This is a genomic window from Luteibacter aegosomaticola (assembly GCF_023078475.1).
In the GTDB taxonomy this organism is placed as follows: domain Bacteria; phylum Pseudomonadota; class Gammaproteobacteria; order Xanthomonadales; family Rhodanobacteraceae; genus Luteibacter; species Luteibacter aegosomaticola.
This window is the reverse complement of the sequence record NZ_CP095741.1, coordinates 4,971,871-4,987,825: the sequence shown is the minus strand read 5'-3', so window position 1 is coordinate 4,987,825 and position 15,955 is coordinate 4,971,871. Positions and strand designations below refer to the sequence as shown.

The 15,955-nt window shown below is 65.9% G+C and carries 10 protein-coding genes and 1 riboswitch; of the genes, 5 read left to right on the top strand and 5 right to left on the bottom strand.

The window, feature by feature from the left end; all coding sequences use genetic code 11:
• Positions 1-83: 83 nt before the first annotated feature.
• Positions 84-860, top strand: coding sequence for a dioxygenase family protein (locus L2Y96_RS22350; RefSeq protein ID WP_247330663.1), 777 nt, complete (start codon positions 84-86; stop codon positions 858-860).
• A gap of 78 nt (positions 861-938) precedes the next feature.
• The gene (locus L2Y96_RS22345) at positions 939-1,496 is read left to right on the top strand and encodes a DUF2239 family protein (protein WP_247330661.1); all 558 of its coding nucleotides are present in this window, start codon (positions 939-941) and stop codon (positions 1,494-1,496) included.
• Here L2Y96_RS22345 and L2Y96_RS22340 read toward each other — a convergent pair.
• Together L2Y96_RS22340 and L2Y96_RS22335 are read right to left on the bottom strand one after the other, a co-directional pair.
• Positions 1,463-4,657, bottom strand: coding sequence for an efflux RND transporter permease subunit (locus L2Y96_RS22340; protein ID WP_247330659.1), 3,195 nt, complete (start codon positions 4,655-4,657; stop codon positions 1,463-1,465). The two genes, L2Y96_RS22345 and L2Y96_RS22340, sit on opposite strands and share 34 nt — an antisense overlap.
• Before the next feature lie 236 nt (positions 4,658-4,893).
• A complete protein-coding gene (locus L2Y96_RS22335) occupies positions 4,894-6,786 on the bottom strand; it encodes a TonB-dependent receptor domain-containing protein (protein ID WP_247330657.1) in 1,893 nt (630 codons plus the stop codon).
• Between the two features lie 143 nt (positions 6,787-6,929).
• A riboswitch (cobalamin riboswitch) is annotated at positions 6,930-7,168 on the bottom strand.
• Positions 7,169-7,417: 249 nt separating this feature from the next.
• On the opposite strand from L2Y96_RS22335, the gene L2Y96_RS22330 reads away from it, so the two are divergent.
• Complete coding sequence (locus L2Y96_RS22330) at positions 7,418-10,432, top strand: TonB-dependent receptor (RefSeq protein ID WP_247330655.1); 3,015 nt, start codon at positions 7,418-7,420, stop codon at positions 10,430-10,432.
• Between the two features lie 90 nt (positions 10,433-10,522).
• On the opposite strand, the gene nagA is transcribed toward L2Y96_RS22330, so the two are convergent.
• From nagA to L2Y96_RS22315, 3 genes are read right to left on the bottom strand one after another with little or no spacing between them, the layout of a single operon-like run.
• On the bottom strand, positions 10,523-11,671 hold the full coding sequence (gene nagA, locus L2Y96_RS22325; protein ID WP_247330653.1) for an N-acetylglucosamine-6-phosphate deacetylase: 1,149 nt from the start codon (positions 11,669-11,671) through the stop codon (positions 10,523-10,525).
• A gap of 28 nt (positions 11,672-11,699) precedes the next feature.
• Positions 11,700-12,755 (bottom strand): SIS domain-containing protein, encoded by a 1,056-nt coding sequence (locus tag L2Y96_RS22320; protein WP_425492636.1) that lies wholly within the window; start codon positions 12,753-12,755, stop codon positions 11,700-11,702.
• Entirely contained in the window at positions 12,752-13,504 is a 753-nt protein-coding gene (locus tag L2Y96_RS22315) for a GntR family transcriptional regulator (RefSeq protein ID WP_247330649.1), read from the bottom strand. Before L2Y96_RS22315 ends, L2Y96_RS22320 begins: the two co-directional genes overlap by 4 nt.
• Positions 13,505-13,742: 238 nt before the next feature.
• Here L2Y96_RS22315 and zwf point away from each other — a divergent pair, with 238 nt between their 5' ends.
• The gene (gene zwf / locus L2Y96_RS22310; protein ID WP_247330647.1) at positions 13,743-15,215 is read left to right on the top strand and encodes a glucose-6-phosphate dehydrogenase; all 1,473 of its coding nucleotides are present in this window, start codon (positions 13,743-13,745) and stop codon (positions 15,213-15,215) included.
• On the top strand, positions 15,212-15,913 hold the full coding sequence (gene pgl / locus L2Y96_RS22305; protein ID WP_247330645.1) for a 6-phosphogluconolactonase: 702 nt from the start codon (positions 15,212-15,214) through the stop codon (positions 15,911-15,913). Before zwf ends, pgl begins: the two co-directional genes overlap by 4 nt.
• The last annotated feature ends 42 nt before the right edge of the window (positions 15,914-15,955 follow it).

Here is a 15,955-nt window from a genome sequence, read left to right as displayed (position 1 = left end):
GTTCGCGCCACGGTGATTTATCCGCGCGGCGGCGATGCCTACATTGAGTGGCATCCCCCACCCCCGCCGCCAGGCACATCGCCATGCAACGCGCACCTGCACTCTTCGTCTCCCACGGCTCCCCCACGTTCGCCCTGGAGCCCGGCCTGCTCGGCAGCCAGCTCACGACGCTCGGCGAGCGCCTGGCTGGCGCTACGGCCATCGTCGTGGTCTCGCCGCACTGGCAGACGTGCGGCGTGCGGGTCATGGGTGCACCCCGGCCCGCCACGATGCATGACTTCGGCGGTTTCTCGCCGGAGCTCTATACGTTGAGCTATCCGGCGCCCGGGCTGCCATCGCTCGCCGCCGAGACGGCAGGCCTGTTGATCGAGCACGGTTTCACCGCCCTGGTGGATGCGGAGCGCGGGCTCGATCACGGCGCGTGGGTGCCGCTGCGTTATCTACGGCCGGAGGCGGATACGCCGGTGCTGCAGGTCTCCATGCCGCACAACCTCGACGTCGACTCGGCCCTGCGGCTTGGCAAGGCGCTGGCGCCGTTACGCGACCGCGGAGTAGCCGTGCTGGGCTCGGGCAGCCTGACCCATAACACCCGGGAAGCGCGGGTTACGCGCGAGCCTGAGGATTACACCCGGCAGTTCGCGGCGTGGGCGAAGGCGGCGGTGCTCGCTGGCGATACCGAAGCGCTGCGCGACTATCGCCGGCGTGCCCCCTCGGCCTTGCGGGCCCACCCGACCGACGAACACTACCTGCCCTTGCTGGTCGCGGCGGCCGCGGCCGCTGGCGATACGCCTATGGCGATCGATGGCGGCGTAACCTATGGCGTGCTGTCGATGGATGCCTATGCCTGGGGCATCCACTGAGATATTTTACCCGGGCACTATTGACGTACAATTTTTACCGGGTAATATCTGGCGGGTCCCGGTGGAAGGAAGACCCCCATGCAGAATCATTACACCGCCTTCGATGGCACCCACCGCGTGGGTAGCGGCCCGCTCGCCGTCGTGGCCGAGCGCTGCAAGGCGCATCTCGATAGCGAACCCAACGCCAGCCCGATCATCTACGACGACAGCACCGGTCGTCCTGTGGATATCGATTACCGCGGCACTACCCACGATGTCCTGGCGCGCCTCGAGGCCATTGAGCCTGCGCCGGCCCGGCGTGGTCCAGGCCGGCCGAAGCTCGGCGTGGTCGCGCGCGAGGTCACCCTGCTGCCGCGTCACTGGGAGTGGCTCGCCGCGCAGCCCGGCGGCGCCTCGGTCGCGCTACGCCGGTTGGTCGAAAGCGCCAGCCGCGAGAACGTCGATATCGACCGCACCCGGCAGGCGAGCGAGGCCGTCGACCGGGTGATGCTGGCGCTGGCCGGCAACCTGGCCGGCTATGAAGAAGCCTCGCGCGCGTTCCATCGCCGCGAAGGCGAACGGTTCACCGCGCTGACCGAGGCGTGGCCTGGGGATGTGCGGGATTACGTGCGCGGGTTGGCCGCCGCCGTGCTGTAAGACGCGTTAGCACCGCGCGCCTTGCGCAGCTTCACCCACCGCTTGTACCGGCGCTTCAGCTTCCGCCGGTACTTGCGCTCCTTGCGGTCGTGGTTCCACAGGTAGATCGCCGGTGTGCTCAGCAGCGTCAGCAGCTGCGAGACGAGCAGCCCGCCGACGATGGCGATACCCAGCGGCCGGCGCATCTCCGAACCCACGCCGAAACCGATGGCCAGCGGCAGCGCCGCGCCCATCGCCACCAGCGTGGTCATCGTGATCGGGCGGAAGCGCACCAACGCCGCCTGGCGGATCGCCTCGACCGGCGACATCCCTTGCTCGCGCTGCGCTGTCAGCGCGAAATCCACCATCAGGATCGCGTTCTTCTTCACGATACCGATCAGCAGAAGCACCGAGATGATCGCCATCAACGTGAGCTGCGTCTGCGTGACCAGCATGGCCAGGAACGCACCGGCACCCGCTGCCGGCAGCGTGGAAAGAATCGTGAGCGGGTGGCCCAGGCTCTCGTAAAGCACGCCCAGCACGATGTACACCGCCAGGATCGCGCCGATCAGCAACACCATGCCGTTGGACTGCGCGTCACGCAGGCGCTGGTTGGCGCCGGTGAAATCCATGCGCACGCCTTCCGGCAGCGAGAGCTTCGCCACGGCCTGTTCGACGAGGGTATTGCCCTTGTCCGGCGTGATCTTCGGCGCGAGGTTGTAAGTGATATCCGCCGATTCCAGCTGGTTCTGGTGGGTCACCGCGCTAGGCGTGCTCACCGGCGCGATATGCGCCACCGCGGAAAGCGGCACCATGTTGCCCACGCTGTTCTTTACGTAGGTGTTCAACAGCGTCTCGGGCGAGAGCGACTGCGCTGCCGCCGCGGTAAGCACCACCCAATACTGGTTGATGTCCGAATAGATCACCGACACCTGGCGCTGGCCGAACGCGTTGTAAAGCGCCGTATCGATCATGCCCATGCCGATCTGCAGGCGGCTCGCGGCATCGCGATCCACCTGTAGCATCTGCTGCTTGCCCACCACGTCGAAATCGCTGCCGACGTCGCGGAACTCCTTCATGCCGCGCATCACCTGCACGAGTTTCAGCGTCCACGGCTCAAGGCTCTCGCCGCCCGTGCTGATCAGCTGGAACGAGTACTGGCCGCGGTTGCTGTTACCACCACCGCCGCCAAGGAACTGCACGGGGTTGAAGAACACCTGGACGTCGGAGATCTTCTCGTACTCCTTGCCCATGCGATCCATGATTTCCTTGATCGACTCATGGCGATGATCGGGGCCACTGCCCTTCGGCTTCAGGTCGATGAACATCAGGCCCTGGTTGCCCACCGCGCCGCCGTTGTCGCCGCCGAGGATCGCGGTGACATCGGCCACCGTCGAATCCTTGCGCATGATGTCGGCGACCTTGGTGAGACGCCGGGTCATTTCATCGGGCGAGATGTTCGCGTCCGCGGTGATCTCCGCCTGGAGCATGCCGGTATCTTCATCGGGCATGAAGTTGCCGCCGGCGGTCTTCACCACGGCCATGGCCAGCAGGAAGGTGGCGATCAACAGGGTGAGCGGCTGCCAGCGCATGATCCGGCGGTGGCGCATGGCCCAGTCCAGTGCGCGCGAATAGGTGTTCAGGAAGCCCTTGTCGAACCTCTCCAACGCTTTTTCCAGGCGTCCCGGTACGCGATCCGGCTCATCGTGCTTGAGGTAGCGCGCGCACAGCGCCGGGGTGAGCGTGAGCGAGACAACGGCCGAGATCAGCACCGCCGAGGCCAGGGTCACCGAGAACTCGCGCAGGAGCTTGGTGATCATGTTGTTGCCGAACAGCAGCGGTGCGAACACGGCCACCAGCGAGATGGTGATCGAGATGACGGTGAAGCCGATCTCGCGCACGCCCTCCAGCGAGGCCGGCATGGGCGCTGAGCCGTTCTCCATGTGGCGCACGATGTTCTCGATCACCACGATGGCATCGTCCACGACGAAGCCGATGCATAGCACCAGCGCCATCAGCGACATGGTGTTCAGCGTGTAGCCCAGGGTCCACATGACCACGAACGCGCCAGCCAGCGACAACGGCACGCTGAGGGTCGCGATGAGCGTGGGGCCCAGGCGGCGCAGGAACACCAGCATCACCAGGCAGACCATCACGATGGAGATCATCAGCGCGACCTTCACCTCGTGAAGCGCCGACTGGGTCGTCTGGGTCAGGTCGAAGATGGGTGTCACCACCGCATCCGCCGGTAGCATCGCGCGGAAGCGTGGCAGCGCGGCGCGGATCGCGTCGGCCGTCGCGATCGAGTTGGCCTCGGGCCGCTTGCTGATCTGCATGGTCACCGAGCGTTCGCCCTGGAACCACGCCTTCTGGTAGATATCCTGCTGGCCGCTGGTGACGTTGGCCACATCGGACAGACGCACCGGCACGCCGTTGCGCATCGCGATCAGGATGCGCGCGAATTCATCCGCGTCATGCAGCCCGTCGTTCGCGATCACGGTCATCTGCGAGTGGCCGTCGGAGAGCAAGCCCTGCGGCGAGTTCACGTTGGCTGCCTGCAAGGCGTTGCTCACATCGTTGGTCGTGAGCCCCTTCGACGACAGCGCATTGGTATCCAGCTCGACGCGCACCGCATGCGGCGTGCCACCGAACACCTGCACGCGCGCGACGCCGTCGATCTGCGACACGGTTGGCCGGATCAATGTATCGACCACGTCGAACAGTTTGTCCGCCGGCATCGTCTTCGAAGTGAACGAGACGAGCAGTACGGGGATCTGTCCCGTATCGAACTTGAAGTACTGCGGCGGGCTGGGCATGCCCGGCGGAAGGTCGGCGATGGACGCATTGATCGCCGCCTGCACATCGCGCGCGGCCGCGTCGGTGGAACGATCCATGTTGAAGCGCAGGCGCACGAACCCGGCACCTTCCGTGCTGTTCGAGTACATCTGGTCCACACCGGGAATCTGGCCCAGGTGGCGCTCCAGCGGCGCAATGATGGTGTTGGCCATCGTCTGCGCATTGGCGCCCGGCATCTGCGTCTGGATGAAAACCGCCGGCACCTCGATCGAGGGCAGCGCGGCCACGCCCAGCAACATGTACGCCAGTGCGCCAGCCAGCGTGAGGCCTGCCGCGAGCAGCGACGTTCCCCGGGGCCGGCGGATGAAAGGAGCAAAAAAATTCACGACACATCCTGTGACAGCGGGAACGCCCGCGCCGGGCACTTTATGCCGTCATGGCCTCCCGTGTCGCCTGTGCCACCCGTCAGCCCCTGCCGAAAGGCACGGAATGACTGTTTAAGCAGGCATATCCAATGGCACCCCCCATGCCCCGCTGTTGTAGGAGCGCGCTTGCGCGCGATAGGTGCTCGCGGCAAGACCCCATCGCGCGCAAGCGCGCTCCTACAGGGGTGTGTCAGCCCTTACGGGTTCGGCGCGAAGCGCACCGTCACGTAGTACGTGCGGCCCAGCTGGTTGTAGTACGCAGCCGTCTCATAGTGCTTGTCGGCCACATTGGCCACGCGGCCCTGCACGCTCCACGCGCTGTCCAGGTGCCAGGTGGCACGCAGGTCGGCCGTGGTGTAGCCGCCGAGGCGCGTGGTGTTGGCCGCGTCGTCGTAGCTGTAACCCGCGGCATAGACCGAGCCACCCACGGTGAACGCGCCGAGGTCTTTGTCCAGGTCCACGCGGCCGGTGCGACGCGGACGGCGCGCCAGCAGGTTGTCGTCATTCGGGCCGTTGTCGCGGTTCAGCGGCTGCTGCAGCGTGGCGTAGGCACGCACGTGCCAGCCATCGACATCGGCACCCAGCTGGCCTTCGAGGCCGCGGATGCGCGCCTGGCTCACATTAATCGGCAGGAAGTTCGCGTCAAAGCCGATCAGGTCGTCGACCTTGGTCTGGTAGGCGTTCACCGCCCAGTTCCAGATGCCCGGCGTGCCACTCAGGCCGATTTCAGCCGTGCGCGACTTCTCCGGCTTCAGCGCCACCGGGGTGCCGTACGGGTAGTACTCGTCATTGAACGTCGGCGCGTGGAAGGCAGTGCCGTACGACGCCGTGATGCGCATACCGTTATCGAAGCGGAAGCCGTAGGCCGCCGAACCCGTGTTGTGGTTACCGAACTGGGTGTTGTGGTCGTGGCGCGCCGAGAGCTGGATCTCGTGCGGGCCGAAGACGCCCTGGTACAGGGCAAACACGCCGGTGTTGTTGCGCGTGGTCTTCAGGTAATCGGTGTCGCTATCCAGCTTTTCCTGCTGGTAATCGACGCCCGCGCTCAGGGTCTGGCCCGGCGCCAGGGTGAAATCGTTCTGCCAGGCGGCCTGGTTGCGCTTGGAATACAGGTAGCCCATGCGCTGCTTGTCGGCGCCCACGTGCGGATTGAAGTCGGCGTCGTACCAGGTCTTTTCCGAACCATTGAGGTAGTTGTCGGCACGGTCCTGGTTCTGGCCCAGGCTCACCGACATGCGCCAGTCGGCCATGGCGTCGAAGCTCAGCTTGCCGCCGGCGACCTGCTGCGAGCGACGGGTCAGGTTCTGGAAGTCACCGTCGTATTCGATGGTGCCCTTGCTGCGCAGCCAGCTGCCGGTGAGTTCGGTGCCGTTATCCCAGCGGTAGCCGCCCGAGAGCGCGCCGTTGTAGGTGCGATAAGCATCGTGGTCCGGCTCATCGGTGAAGCAGCCCTTGCCCGCTTCGGCCGCGCCATCGCGGCAGGCATTGATGCCAGCCGTGTACTGGCCGCCCAGGCTGGCGTTGTACCAGCCATGGGTGGTGCCGCCGGAAACGCCGAACTGGGCGGCCTCGTAGCCGTGGCTGCCACCGGTCACCGACACCGAGGGCGTCGGCGCCTGCCCGGCCTCGCCATGGCGGGTGAAGATCTGGATGACGCCGCCGATGGCGTCCGATCCGTACAGGGTGGAGCGCGGGCCGCGGACCACTTCGATATGGTCGATCTGCTCGACCGGGAGCTGCTCGTAAGCAGGCAGGCCGGCGCCGACCGTGCCGACGCGGACGCCATCGACGAGCACCAGGGTGTGCGACGAGTTCGTGCCGCGCATGAACATGGAGGTCTGCTGGCCGATGCCGCCCGTGTTGGCCATGACCACGCCCGGCAGGCCGGTGAGCAGGTCCTGCACGCTGGTGGGCTGCAGGCGGTCGATGTCGTCACGGGTGATCACGGTGACCGGGGCGAGTACCTCGTCCAGCGGGGTGGCGGCGCGGTTCGCGGTGACCACGACGGTGGGCAGGGCTTCCGGAGCATCGGCGGCGTGCGCCAGGGTGATGGACGACAGCAGGGCCGTCGCGAGCAGGGTCTTCTTCATAGGTGGAGCGTCCTCGAGCCGGCTTGCGGCAAGTCTCAAAACAAGGACGGTCACGGGAGGGCGAACGGCGCGCGGGCAAGAGACCGGAGCTGTCCGGATCCGCCCGCCGCGAATCGTCCGAAACAGAGCCACCCCGCGGCATGCCGCAGGGATGGTCTCGGGCCGGTCTCCGGACTCGCCGCTCCCCATGCATGGAGCTCTGGCGGGCGCCTTCCCACCCCGAGGGGCAGTGGCGTTTACCGCGCCAGATCGGGGCCTGGGGCCCCAGCGGCATACCGTTGCGGGGGCAGTGCCGGCCTTGCCACGCGAGTGGCGCACCGGCTTCCCGTTTCATCCTTCCTGGCCTGACGCCAGGGCGGACACCCGAACCTGGCCATTCTAACGGGAAGTGCATCGATGGGCATGGAAAGCCCACGATTTGTTAACAAGCACTTGACGTTCGTAAAAACCTTCGATTACAAACGCTGCTGGCTGCTGTCGTACGCATTTTCTTGCGTTACGGGGAGGGTTCCCGGCCGAAACCGCCATTGGGAGTGGCGGTGCAGGGGGGAACAAGACGGTAGCCGAGAACGGGCCTGGCCCTTAGTTCTTCGTGGCCGGGCTCCTTGCAGTTCATCCGGGGAGATACAGCATGCAGCGTTCCACCCTGCTCCAAGGCGCCCTGCGCCGCACCAGTCTTTGCACCGCCGTCGCCCTTTGCCTCGCGGCTAGCGGCGGCGCCCTCGCCCAGTCCAACGCGTCAGGTACGGTCTTCGGCCGCGTGGCCCAGCCGGACGGGGCCGTCGTCCACCTGCAGAACCTCGATACCGGCCTGACCCGCGATGTGAACGTGGACTCGGAAGGCCGCTACCGCGCCAGCTCGCTGCCCGTTGGCCGTTACAAGGTCAGCGTGGAGCGCAACGGCGCCGTGGCCGAAACGCGCGATAACGTCCAGGTGAGCCTGGGCGGCGTCGACGTCTCGTTCGCTGGCGCCGCGGCCGCCTCGTCCGCCAACGCCCAGGATCTCGAAGGCGTCCAGGTCGTCGGCAATGCCTTGCCTGCCATCGACGTCTCACAGGTCGACTCGCGCACCGTGCTCACCTCCGAGCAGCTGCAGAAGCTGCCGCTGGCGCGTGACGTCACCGCCGCCGCCCTGCTGGCACCGGGCGTCATCGCCGGTGATAGCCGCTACGGTAACGTCGCCTCGTTCGGCGGTTCGTCAGCTTCGGAAAACCAGTACTACATCAACGGTTATGCGGTGACGAACGCGCTCACCGGCCTGGGTTTCACCAGCCTGCCTTACGACGCGATCGACCAGCAGCAGATCTTTACCGGCGGTTACGGTGCGGAATACGGCCGTTCCACGGGTGGCGTGATCAACATCGTCACCAAGCGCGGCGGTAACGAGTGGAAGGGTGGCTTCGGCGTCTACGTGCAGCCTGCGGCGCTGCGCCAGGATCCGCGCAACATCTACCGCCAGAACGGCACGCTGTACCAGACCCGCTCGGGCAACAAGGGCACCGACACGCAGTACACCGGCTACATCAGCGGCCCGCTGATCAAGGACAAGCTGTTCCTGTATGCCGCGGGCGACTTCACCCGTACCGATAGCCGTATCGTCAGCGTCGCCACCGCGCCGCAGAAGACGTACCAGGAAAACAAAGCCACCAAGTGGTTGGCCAAGGTTGACTGGAACATCACGGATAACCACCTGCTCGAAGTCACCGGCCTGGGCGACAAGACCAACACCGAGCGCAGCGTCTACAAGTACGACTATTCGACGGGCCATCGCGCCGGTTACATCGGTACCGATAACCTGAAGAACTTCGACGCGGGTCCGGGTTCGGCGCCGGGTGGCGATGTCTACATCGGCAAGTACACCGGTTACATCACCGATGACCTGACCATCACCGCGTTGTACGGCCACAGCAAGACCGTGCACGAGCGCGACCTCTCCTACGCTTCCAACCCGAACTGCCCGTGGATCACCGATTCCCGGTCAGTCTCCACGCCGATCGTGGGCTGCGGCCTCGTCAACGGCACGGTGCTGGGCAAGGGTGCGAAGGATGAAACGCACGGCTACCGCCTCGACGTGGAATACCGCATCGGCGACCACGACCTGCGCGTCGGTGTCGATAACCAGACGCTGAAATCCACCGCCGGCAACATCTACGAAGGCGGTTACCGCTGGGTCTACCAGGATGCCGGCGAAGTGCCGAACCGTCCGGATATCGTCCCGCCGCCGGGCGACGATTACTTCGTCGAAAAGCGCCTGTTCCAGACCGGCGCAAGCGTCAAGACCGAGCAGGAAGCGCAGTACATCGAAGACCACTGGCAGGTCACCGATCGCTGGATGGTGTATCTCGGCCTGCGTAACGAGCAGTTCAAGAACATCAACGGCGACGGCGCCACCTACGTGAAGCAGCGCCACCAGCTGGCACCGCGCCTGGGCGCCACGTGGGATGTGTTCGGTGACTCCTCGTTCAAGGTGTACGCGAACGCCGGCCGTTACCATCTCGCCATCCCGTCGAACGTCGCCATCCGCGGCGCGTCCGCGTCCACCTATTACAGCGAGTACTACTCGTACACCGGCGTGGGCCCGAACGGCGAGCCGACCGGCACCGAGCAGCTGGGCGCCCGCCGTTATCTCAATGGTGAAGACGGCACGCCGCTGGATCCGAAGACCGTGGCCGCGAGGAACATCAAGGCCTATTACCAGGACGAATACATCCTCGGCTTCGACAAGGCCCTGAGTGAGAACTGGAGCTTCGGCGCAAAGGCGACGTATCGCAAGCTGAAGAGCTCGATCGACGACTTCTGCGATTCGCGTCCGTTCGAGAAGTACGCGGAAACGCACGGCATCGATATCTCCAACGCGTCGCTGCCGGGCTGCTACCTGTTCAACCCGGGTGAGTCGAACACGTTCCTGGTCAACACCGGCGATGGCAACTACGTGCCGTTCAAGATTTCCAAGGACGACTTCACCTCGCCGGCTGGCGTGAAGTTCCCGGATCTCAAGCGCAGCTACTACTCGCTGGACCTGTACCTGGAACACCACTTCGCCAACGACTGGTACGGTCGCATCGACTACACGTTCTCGCGTAGCTACGGTAACTCCGAAGGCCAGCTGAAGTCGGATATCGGCCAGCTCGATCCGTCGGTGACGCAGGACTGGGATGCCCCGGAAATCATGCAGTACACCAACGGCCCCCTGCCGAACGATCGTACCCATCAGCTGAAGGCGTACGGTTACTGGCAGGCGACGTCGGAGTTCCTGATCGGTGCGAACCTCGCGGTGGCCACGGGCCGCCCGAAGAACTGCATCGGCGTGGACCCGGTGGATGCGATCGATTACGGCGCCTCGTACTTCGAGTGCGGCCTGAAGCCGGCGCCGCGTGGCTCGCAGGGCCGCCTGCCGTACACCTGGCAGCTGGATCTCAACGCCGAGTACCGCCCGATGTGGGCTGGCGAGAAGCAGCCGCTGGCGTTCACCGCGACGGTCTTCAACGTCACCGGCGCACAGCGCAAGGTCGCCCAGGTCGACGTGGGTGAAACCGGTGCCATCCGCAACGGCGTGCCGGTGCAGAGCATCAACTACAAGCGTGCCATTGCTTACCAGAGCCCGCGTTACGTGCGTCTTGGTATGCGCTACGACTTCTCGCTGTAAGGCGAGAACGATGGGTGCCCGCGGACCATGTATCCGCGGGCACCACGCAAACTCCCCAGATCTTGCCGGCGCGGAGCGCCGGCTATTTTTTTAGGCGGCGAAGACGCGTTCGCCGCCGATCCAGGTTTCCATCACTTCGTGCGCATCGTCCATCACCACGAAATCGGCGCGATAGCCGGCGGCAATGTGACCATGGGTGCGGGCCAGGCCAAGGAAGGCGGCCGGATAGGTCGATGCCATGCGGGCCGCTTCATCGTAGGGCACGCCCACCATGTTGACGGTGTTACGCACCGCGGCAGCCATGTCGAGCGCCGAGCCGGCGAGCGTGCCGTCCGCGGTCTGGCACACGCCATCGCGCGCGGTAATCGTTTCGCCCTTCAATACGAAGTTCGGGTTATCCGAGCCCACCGGCGGCATCGCGTCGGTGACGAGCATCATCTTGGTCGGCGCCTTGGCGGCGATAGCGACGCGCAGCGAAGCCGGGTGCACGTGGTGGCCGTCGACGATCAGGCCGCACCAGCTATCACGGTGTTCCAGCGCCGCACCGACCACGCCGGGTTCGCGGCTGGTGAACGGGGTCATGGCGTTGAACAGATGGGTGAAGCCGCGCACGCCCATCGCGAGGGCATGGTGGGTCGCGTCGTAATCCGCACCGGTATGGCCGGCGCAGACGATGACGCCATTGGCGACCAGCTGCGAGAGCACTTCGTCGCTCGCGCGCTCGGGGGCGAGCGTCAGCAAGGTCACGCCGCCGTGCCGGCGCGCGACCATCGCGATGTCATCGGCGCCGGCGATACGGAACTTGGCCGGATCGTGCACGCCCTTCCGCTCGGGTGCGATGAACGGACCTTCCAGATGCACGCCGAGCACGCCGGGCACGCCCTGCGCTACCGCGTCGTTTACCGCGTCGATAGCCCGCGACATGACGTCGGCGTCGTCGCTGATCAGCGTCGGCAGGAAGCCGGTGGTGCCGTACTTCGCGTGCGCGGTGCCGATCGCGCGGATCGCATCGACCGTCGGCTCATCGTTGAACAACACGCCACCGCCGCCGTTCACCTGGCAATCGATGAAGCCGGGCAGCAGGGTGCGCCCGCCCAGATCGTGCTTCTCGGCGGCGCGCACGCGCGGGTCCGAGGGCAACGCAAGGGCGGTGATGGTGCCGTCTTCCACCAGCACGGCAAAGCCGGTCTGGAAGCCGTTATCGGTCAGCACGCGACCGTTGACGAAGGCGAGGGTCATGGGAAGGTCCTTCGGTTTACACCAGGGATCAGACGGTTTCCGTCACCTTGTTGAGGTGCGGTGGGACATCCGGGTTAAAGCCGCGCTTGATCGCGAGTGCCGCGGTCGCACGGTAAAAACTCTGCACGGTGACGAGCGGCGCCGAGATCGGCGCGGTCGTGACGAGCGGCAGCAAGCCGTCGCCTTCGGCACCCGGCGCGGCCACCCATACGGCGGCGCCGCGCTTGCGGAACTCGGCGGCGACTTCCAGCACACCCGGCAAGGTGTCGTCGTTCTGGGCGAAGAACAGCACCGGGAAATCCGGGCCCACGAGGGCCATCGGGCCGTGCTTCACTTCCGCCGCGCTGAACGCCTCGGCGTGCAGGCCACAGGTTTCCTTGAACTTGAGCGCAGCTTCCAGCGCGCCAGCGAATCCGAAGCCACGGCCGACGACGAAAAGATTGTGCGCATCGACCAGGCCTTCGGTGAGCGAGGACCAGTCTGCATCCCAGCCCTGGCGCAGCTGCGCGGGCAGCGCGGTGAGCGCGTCGGCGATCTCGGCCTTGCCGCTCCAGCGGGCGGCGATATGCAGGATCGCGAACAGCGCACCGAGGTAGCTCTTGGTCGCGGCCACGCTCTTTTCCGGGCCGGCGTGCAGCGGTACGACGACATCGGCGATGGCCGCCAGCGGCGAATCCACCACGTTGACCAGGGCCACGACGTAAGCACCGGCGCGCTTGGCGGCCTCAGCGTTACGGACCAGGTCGGGGCTCTTGCCCGACTGCGAGACGGCGACGTACAGCGCGCCATCGAGGTGCTGGGACGCGTGGTAAATCGAGGTGACCGACGGCGAAGCGGACGCGGTGACCACGCCCAGCTGGGTTTCGAACACGTACTTGGCGTACATGGCGGCGTGGTCGGAGCTGCCGCGGGCGCAGGTGATGACCATGCGCGGCGGGTGGGCGCGCAGGCGCTCCGCCAGCGCCGTGACTACGGCTTCGTTCTGGGCCAGTTGCCGCTCGACGACCTCGGCGGTCTCGTGCGCTTCGCGGAACATCAGGGTGTCTTGCGGCTGGATAGTCATAGTGGCGGTCGGCTTGGTCAGTCGCTTTGGAGTTCCGCCACGAAATCGTAGATATCGCCGCGGTACCAGGAGTTGGTGAATTCGACGATGCGTCCGTCGTCGAGGAAGCTGCGCCGTTCGATATTCAGGCCGGCGCTGCCCACGGGCAGGCGGAGCAGGCGCAGCTGGGCGGGGCCCAGTACGACGGCACGCAGGCGTTGCAGCGCGCGCGTCGGCCGGTTGCCCAGCTGGTCGAGCGCTTCGTACAGGGAATCCTCGACCAGGTCGGGATCGGGCAGCAGGGCCAGCGGCACCGCGCTGCGTTCGATCGCCAGCGGCTCGTCACCCGCATAGCGCAGGCGGTGCAGGCGGACCACCTGGGTGCCCGGCGACAGGTTCATCGCCATGGCCTCCTCGGGGTTCACCTCGCCGATGGCCTTCTCGAAGAACTCCGAGCGCGGGTTGAGGCCGCGAGCGCGCAGATCCTCGGTGAAGCTGGTCATGCGCGAGAGCGGCTTCACGATGCGCTCGGACACGAAGGTGCCGGCGCCATGCCGCTGGGTGAGCAGGCCGTCCTCGACCAGCCCACCGATGGCCTTGCGGACCGTGACCCGGGACAGGGTGAGGGCCCTGGCCAGGTCACGTTCGCTCGGTAGCGCATGGCCCACCTGGACCTCGCCGTTCTCGATCACGTTCCGGATGGCCCGGCGCAGGCGCATGTACGCCAACGGCAGGCGGGCTGCCGGGTCGTGCTGCAGGCGCTGGTACTCGGTGACGAGGGCGGTTTCCATCAGGCGAAGATACCAATAGCTGACCACTGGGGCAAGGCGGTCTTACCGGCGGTTGGCCCCCGGTTTGACCGAACGGTTGTTTGCACGATCTAAATCAGCGCGAAAACGTTTCCGTTGTGTGATCACGAAGTTACGTGGGCACGAAGCATGGCGCGAGTGGTACGGGGCTGGTACGCCGTGGTATGACACTGGTACGATCGAGCGGAACCCCTCCGCAAACCCCTCAAGAGGCACTGTCGTGAGCGCTCCTTCCCTGCCGGTCGAACCGTTCGACCTGGTCATCTTCGGCGGCACCGGCGACCTCGCCGTGCGCAAACTCCTCCCCGCGATGTACCACCGGTTCATCGATGGCCAGATCCTGCCCAAGAGCCGGATCATCGGCGTGGCGCGCGAAGGCCTCGACGATGCGGCCTACCGCGAGCAGGTGCGCGAGGCGGTGAAGAAGGGCGTATCACATGTCGCGGAGGCCCAGCTGGATGCCTTCATCCAGATGATCGGCTACCGCTCGCTCGATGCCCGCAAGGCCGATGGATGGGAAGAGTTCGCCACCCTGATGGGTGAGCGCCCGGACCACATCCGCGTGTTCTACCTCTCGACCTCGCCGGATATCTTCACCGACATCTGCCAGCGCCTCGCTTCGCTGGGCCTCAATGGCGAGGGCGCGCGCGTCGTGCTCGAGAAGCCGATCGGCCGCGACCTGCAGAGTGCCAACGCCATCAACGATGCCGTGGCCCAGGTGTTCACCGAAGCCCAGACCTACCGTATCGACCACTACCTCGGTAAGGAGACGGTGCAGAACCTGCTGGCGCTGCGCTTCGGCAATGCGCTGTTCGAGCCGCTGTGGAATGCCCAGCACATCGACCACGTGCAGATCACCGTGGCCGAAACCGTCGGCGTCGGCCACCGTGCGGGTTACTACGACCGTGCTGGCGCGCTGCGCGACATGGTCCAGAACCACATCCTGCAGCTCCTGTGCATGCTCGCCATGGAGCCGCCGTCGTCGCTGTCGCCCGATGCGGTTCGCGATGAAAAACTCAAAGTGCTGCGTTCGCTGCGCCCCATCAATGCCAGCAACGCGGCCCAGCTCACCGTGCGCGGCCAGTACCGCGCCGGTGCAGCCGAAGGCCAGGGCGTCCCGGGTTACAGCGATGAACTCGGCAGCGACCAGTCCAAGACCGAAACCTTCGTCGCCCTCAAGGCGGAGATCGGTAACTGGCGCTGGGCCGGTGTCCCGTTCTACCTGCGCACCGGCAAGCGCCTCCCCAACCGGGTGTCGGAGATCGTGGTGACGTTCCGTGCGTTGCCGCATTCCATCTTCGACCCCGCCAGCGGCGCGCTCATGCCCAATCGCCTCACGCTGCGCCTGCAGCCGGACGAGGGCGTGAAGCTGTGGCTGACGATCAAGCATCCGGGTCCGGGCGGCCTGCGCCTGCGCCACGTGCCGCTCGATATGAGCTTCGCGGCGGCGTTCGGCGTGGAACAGCCCGATGCCTACGAGCGGCTCATCCTCGATGTCGTGCGTGGCAACCCGACCCTGTTCATGCGCCGCGACGAAGTCGAAGCCGCATGGAACTGGGCCGGTCCCATCCTCGACGCGTGGGAGGCAAGCGGCGATACGCCGAAGCCGTACACCGCAGGTACCTGGGGTCCCAGCGCCGCCGTGGCGCTTATCGAACGTGATGGCCGCACCTGGGCCGAGGACGCCGCATGAACGCCAAGATCATCCGCAACGAATACGCCGACAAGCTCACGCTCGCCGACAAGCTGGCCCGCGATATCGCCGCGAAGCTGGACGCCGCCATCAAGGCGCGCGGCAAGGCCACGCTCGCGGTCTCCGGCGGCGGTACGCCGAAGCAGATGTTCGCCGTGCTGTGCGAACAGGAAATCGACTGGTCGAAGGTGACCATCACGCTCGTCGACGAGCGCTGGGTGGATACCGATAGCGATCGCAGCAACGCCAAGCTCGTCGCCGACCACCTGCTGCACCACGAAGCGCATACCGCCACCTTCCTGCCGCTGTTCGACAAGGCGCACAAGGATGATGTGGACGCGGCGCTCGCCGATGTCGGCAAGCGCATCGATGCGCTGGGCCAGCCGCTCGATGTCGTCATCCTGGGCATGGGCCCGGACGGCCACACCGCGTCGTTCTTCCCCGGTGGCGATAACCTGGAAGAAGCCCTCGACCCGAACGGCAAGAAGGCCGTGATCTCGATGCGCGCCGGCGGCGCCGGTGAGCCGCGCATCACGCTCACCCTGCCGCGCGTGCTCGATGCCGGCACGCTCTACCTGCACATCGAAGGCAACGAGAAGAAGGAACTGCTCGCGAAAGCGGAAGCTGGCGAGGACGTGCCGATCCGTGCCGTGCTCACTCAGGATCGCGTGCCGATCCACGTCTTCTGGGCGCCGTAACACGCGCCCGTTTCCACCGGTCAAAGCCCGAGAACACACGCC

What these genes read in the sequence shown, in the direction of transcription:
- L2Y96_RS22315 (WP_247330649.1), bottom strand. Translation starts at nt 13,504, where the DNA reads ATGGAAACCGCCCTCGTCACCGAGTACCAGCGCCTGCAGCACGACCCG.
- L2Y96_RS22335 (WP_247330657.1), bottom strand. Translation starts at nt 6,786, where the DNA reads ATGAAGAAGACCCTGCTCGCGACGGCCCTGCTGTCGTCCATCACCCTG.
- pgl (WP_247330645.1), top strand. Translation starts at nt 15,212, where the DNA reads ATGAACGCCAAGATCATCCGCAACGAATACGCCGACAAGCTCACGCTC.
- L2Y96_RS22330 (WP_247330655.1), top strand. Translation starts at nt 7,418, where the DNA reads ATGCAGCGTTCCACCCTGCTCCAAGGCGCCCTGCGCCGCACCAGTCTT.
- L2Y96_RS22345 (WP_247330661.1), top strand. Translation starts at nt 939, where the DNA reads ATGCAGAATCATTACACCGCCTTCGATGGCACCCACCGCGTGGGTAGC.
- nagA (WP_247330653.1), bottom strand. Translation starts at nt 11,671, where the DNA reads ATGACCCTCGCCTTCGTCAACGGTCGCGTGCTGACCGATAACGGCTTC.
- L2Y96_RS22350 (WP_247330663.1), top strand. Translation starts at nt 84, where the DNA reads ATGCAACGCGCACCTGCACTCTTCGTCTCCCACGGCTCCCCCACGTTC.